At 67.2% G+C, this 4262-nt stretch carries 3 protein-coding genes and 1 tRNA gene; 3 read left to right on the top strand and 1 reads right to left on the bottom strand.

What is annotated here, in order from left to right; all coding sequences use genetic code 11:
• Positions 1-171: 171 nt before the first annotated feature.
• Positions 172-1113 carry a fatty acid desaturase gene (locus ABZ260_RS47695; protein WP_355631658.1) on the bottom strand — a complete coding sequence of 314 codons (942 nt, stop codon included), beginning with the start codon at positions 1111-1113 and terminating at the stop codon, positions 172-174.
• A 312-nt stretch (positions 1114-1425) separates the two neighbouring features.
• On the opposite strand from ABZ260_RS47695, the gene ABZ260_RS47690 reads away from it, so the two are divergent.
• From ABZ260_RS47690 to ABZ260_RS47680, 3 genes are all read left to right on the top strand, one after another.
• Positions 1426-1497 (top strand) — tRNA-Gln (locus ABZ260_RS47690).
• Positions 1498-1663: 166 nt separating this feature from the next.
• Positions 1664-3115 carry a bifunctional UDP-N-acetylglucosamine diphosphorylase/glucosamine-1-phosphate N-acetyltransferase GlmU gene (gene glmU, locus ABZ260_RS47685; protein WP_355631655.1) on the top strand — a complete coding sequence of 484 codons (1452 nt, stop codon included), beginning with the start codon at positions 1664-1666 and terminating at the stop codon, positions 3113-3115.
• Between the two features lie 73 nt (positions 3116-3188).
• Positions 3189-4166, top strand: coding sequence for a ribose-phosphate diphosphokinase (locus tag ABZ260_RS47680; protein WP_355563815.1), 978 nt, complete (start codon positions 3189-3191; stop codon positions 4164-4166).
• Positions 4167-4262: the final 96 nt, after the last annotated feature.

Raw genomic sequence — 4262 nt, 5'->3', positions numbered from 1 at the left:
CCCGGCTCCTTCCCTCGTCGACCGGGGCCGCTCGTTCCTCGCGACCCCGCTCTCCTCAGTCCAGTCGCCGGCGCGGCCTCACGGGGAGTCCCTCAGGGACAGAGCACGGGCGCGTCCCCGGGGGGAGGGAACAGGGCCCCGGGGAGGGAGAAAGGGAGTGCTGGAGGGACTTCAGGCGGCGATGCGTTTGGCGGCTAGGCGTTCGGGGGTGGGCCAGCGGACGTCGTAGGCCCAGCCGGCCTTCTCGAACCAGCGGATGACACCGGCGCTGAGGTCGATCTGCCCCTTCAGCACGCCGTGCCGGGCGCAGGTGGGGTCGGAGTGGTGCAGGTTGTGCCAGGACTCGCCGAAGGAGGGGATGGCCAGCCACCACACGTTGCGGGACTTGTCGCGTGATTCGAAGACCTCCTCGCCGAAGACGTGGCAGATGGAGTTGATCGACCAGGTCACATGGTGCAGCAGGCCGACCCTGACCAGGGTGCCCCAGAAGAAACCGGTGGCCATGCCCCACCACGACCAGGTCAGCAGGCCGCCCAGCAGGGCGGGCATGACTATCGTGGTGATCGCCAGGACCGGGAAGAACTTGTGCAGCTTGATGATGTCCGGGTCCTTGACCAGGTCGGGGGCGTACTTCTCACGGTTGGCCCGATCGGCCTCGAACAGCCAGCCCATGTGTGCCCAGAGCAGGCCCTTGGACACGGCCACGAAGCCGGTGCCGAAGCGCCACGGCGAGTGCGGGTCGCCCTCCTTGTCGGAGAACTTGTGGTGCTTGCGATGGGTGGCCACCCAGTCGAGCACCGACATCTCCATCGAGAGGCTGCCCGCGATGCCCAGCGCGATCTTCAGCGGGCGCTTGGCCTTGAACGAGCCGTGTGTGAAGTGGCGATGCAGGCCGACGGTGACACCCAGTCCGGTGACCACGTAGAAGACCGCCGCGATAACGATGTCGGACCAGCCGAGTCCCCAGCCCCAGGCGAACGGGATGGCCACGGCCAGGGCGATCAGCGGGGCGCCGACGACCACCCCGAAGGTGATGATCTCGGGCAGTGTTTTCGGCTCTGGGTCTACGTCGGGTTTGGGGCCCGGAGCTGGGCGTTCTTCGATGACGGTCATGCGCTACCTCGCGGTGGTTCGGAAAAGGCAAGGATTCACGTGCGGCTACGCCACCGTAACCTACGCCATCGTAAGTTAGGAATCCCTAAGCACCAAGTGTGTGGAAGCTGACCCTCCGGGGCTGGCGCCGTAGCGGCTTCGTAATCTGTTCTACCCGTGTCTGACCTGCCAAACGACGGGTTCTCCAGGCTCATTGCCGGGGCCGCTCGACTTCGTGAGCACGACGGCTTCCAAACGGCGCGCGTTCGGCGCCGCGGGCTCTGTATCGTAGGGGGGCCAGGCGTACGGGGGTCGTCCCTGCTGTCTGGCCGATCCGGCATTGGGTAATTGGCAGCCCGCAAGGTTTTGGTCCTTGTTGTCCAGGTTCGAGTCCTGGTGCCGGAGCCGTCTCTTATGTCTGCTTTATTGGCTCGGCTAGTCGGCTGGGTGGGTTCCCGAACGGGAAGGTATCCTCACGTTGTCGAGCAGGTGACGGTGCCATGCCCTGGGGGTGGATGTCCGTCATCGTGCTCCGTCATGTCTCAGCCGCGACGCCGAGGGAGCCTCGTCCGTGAGTGTGCCGCGCCCGGCCGCCGTGATTGTCCTTGCCGCAGGCGAGGGCACCCGGATGAAGTCGAGAACACCAAAGATCCTTCATGAACTGTGCGGCCGTACTCTGGTCGACCATATGCTCGCCGCCGCAAGAGGGCTCGAACCCGAGCGGCTCATCGTTGTAATCGGCCACGAACGGGAGCGGGTCCAGGCGCATCTGGCCGGCACCGGCCCCGACGCGCAGGTCGTCGTCCAGACCGAGCAGAAGGGCACCGGTCACGCCGTCCGTACCGTCCTGGAGACGGTGGGCACCATCGGCGGCACCGTCCTGGTGACCTATGGCGACACGCCGCTGCTGCGCTCCGAGACCCTCGCGGCCCTGCTCGAACGGCACGGCGAGGACGGCAACGCCGTCACCGTGCTGACGGCCGAGGTTCCCGACCCGTACGGCTACGGCCGGATCATCCGCGACGCCTCGGGGGCGGTCCTGGAGATCGTCGAGGAGAAGGACGCCGACCCCGCGCAGCGGGCGATCAAAGAGATGAACTCCGGCGTCTACGCCTTCGACGGGTCCCTGCTGGCCGACGCGGTCAAGCGAGTGTCCGCCTCCAACGCCCAGGGCGAGGAGTACCTCACGGACGTCCTCGCGATCCTGCGCCAGGACGGCCACCGGGTCGGCGCCCACGTCGCGGCCGACTACGTGGAGGTGGAGGGCGTCAACGACCGCCTACAGCTCGCCTTCGCCCGCCGGGTTCTCAACGCGCGCCTGCTGGAGACGCACATGCGGGCCGGGGTGACCGTGGTCGACCCGGCCAGCACCTGGATCGATGTGGACGTCATCCTCGAACAGGACGTGGTGATCCACCCCGGTACCCAGCTACACGGCCGTACGGTGGTCGCCGAGGGCGCCGAGGTCGGTCCCGCCAGCACGCTGACCGACACCGTCGTCGGCGAGGGGGCGCTGGTGCGCAACGCCGTCTGCACCGAGGCCGTGATCGGCCCCGAGGCCCTGGTCGGGCCGTACGCCTATTTGCGCCCAGGTACCGTGCTGGCGCGCAAGGCCAAGGCCGGAACGTACGTCGAGATGAAGAACGCCCAGGTCGGAGAGGGTGCGAAGGTTCCGCACCTGAGCTATGTGGGTGATGCGACGATCGGCGCCGGCGCCAACATCGGCGCCTCGGCGATCTTCGTCAACTATGACGGGGTCAACAAGCATCACACGACGGTGGGCGAGCACGCCTTCGTCGGATGCGACACCATGCTCGTCGCGCCGGTCAACATCGGCGACGGCGCATATACGGCCGCGGGTTCGGTCATCGACGGAGATGTCCCGGCAGGGAGCATCGGGGTGGCCCGCGGACGGCAACGCAATATCGAAGGGTGGGTCGTGCGCAGGCGCGCGGGCACCAGATCGGCTCAGGCGGCGCTGAAGGCCGCCGAGTCGGAGAAACAGCAGGGGAGCCAGACGTGAGTGAGCGGAGCGAGCGGCCCGGTGGGCGCGGCGTCGCGCGGACATCGATGTGCTCTCCGGCGAGGGGGACGGCATGAGCGGCATCAAGAAGACCGGTGAGAAGAACCTGATGTTCTTCTCCGGGCGGGCGCATCCGGAGTTGGCGGACGAGGTGGCGAGTCACCTCGGAGTCGACGCGGCACCGACCACGCTGCGCGACTTCGCCAACGGGGAGATCTACGCCCGCTACCAGGAGTCGGTCCGTGGCTGTGACGCGTTCGTCATGCAGAGCCACACCGGGCCGATCAACCAGTGGATCATGGAGCAGTTGATCATGGTGGACGCGCTCAAGCGCGCCTCCGCCAAGCGGATCACCGTGATCATGCCGTTCTACGGCTACGCCCGCCAGGACAAGAAGGGCCGGGGCCGCGAGCCCATCACCGCCCGCCTGATGGCCGACATGTTCAAGACGGCCGGCGCCGACCGGCTGATGTCGATCGACTTGCACACCTCCCAGATCCAGGGCTTCTTCGACGGCCCGGTGGACCACCTGTTCGCCATGCCCGTCCTGGTCAACTACCTCAAGGACAAGCTCGACCTGGACACGACCACGATCGTCTCACCCGACACCGGGCGGGTGCGGCTCTCGGAGCGCTGGGCCGACACGCTGGGCACCCCGCTGGCCTTCATCCACAAGCGCCGCGACCTCGACGTGGCCAACCAGGTGAAGGTGAGCGAGGTCGTCGGCCGGGTGAAGGGCCGGACCTGTGTGCTGATCGACGACATGATCGACACCGCGGGCACGATCTGCAAGGCGGCCGACGCCCTCTACGAGCAGGGCGCCACCAACGTGGTCGTGGCGGCCACCCACGCGGTCTTCTCCGACCCCGCGGTCGACCGGCTGAAGAACTCCAGGGTCTCCGAGGTCATCGTCACCAACACGTTGCCGCTCCCCGAGGACAAGAGGTTCGACAAGCTCACGGTCCTGTCGATCGCCCCGCTGATCGCCCGGGCCATCACCGAGGTCTTCAGCGACGGCTCGGTGACCAGCCTCTTCGAAGGCGACAGCTAACTGTGTTAATTGCGACGCTAACGCGTCGCGGTGAGGCCGCTCTTATCCGGCTCCTTCCCTCGTCGAGGGGTGGTCGGGTGGGCTCCGACACAACCC

It is taken from the genome of Streptosporangium sp. NPDC006013, assembly GCF_040614275.1.
Taxonomy (GTDB): Bacteria; Actinomycetota; Actinomycetes; order Streptosporangiales; family Streptosporangiaceae; genus Streptosporangium.
The sequence above is the reverse complement of the archived record's forward strand: the minus strand, read 5'-3'. Positions and strand labels throughout refer to the sequence as shown.

Bases quoted from the DNA above. Each gene is read 5' to 3' on its own strand.
- ABZ260_RS47695 (WP_355631658.1), bottom strand. From the start codon at position 1,113: ATGACCGTCATCGAAGAACGCCCAGCTCCGGGCCCCAAACCCGACGTA.
- ABZ260_RS47680 (WP_355563815.1), top strand. From the start codon at position 3,189: ATGAGCGGCATCAAGAAGACCGGTGAGAAGAACCTGATGTTCTTCTCC.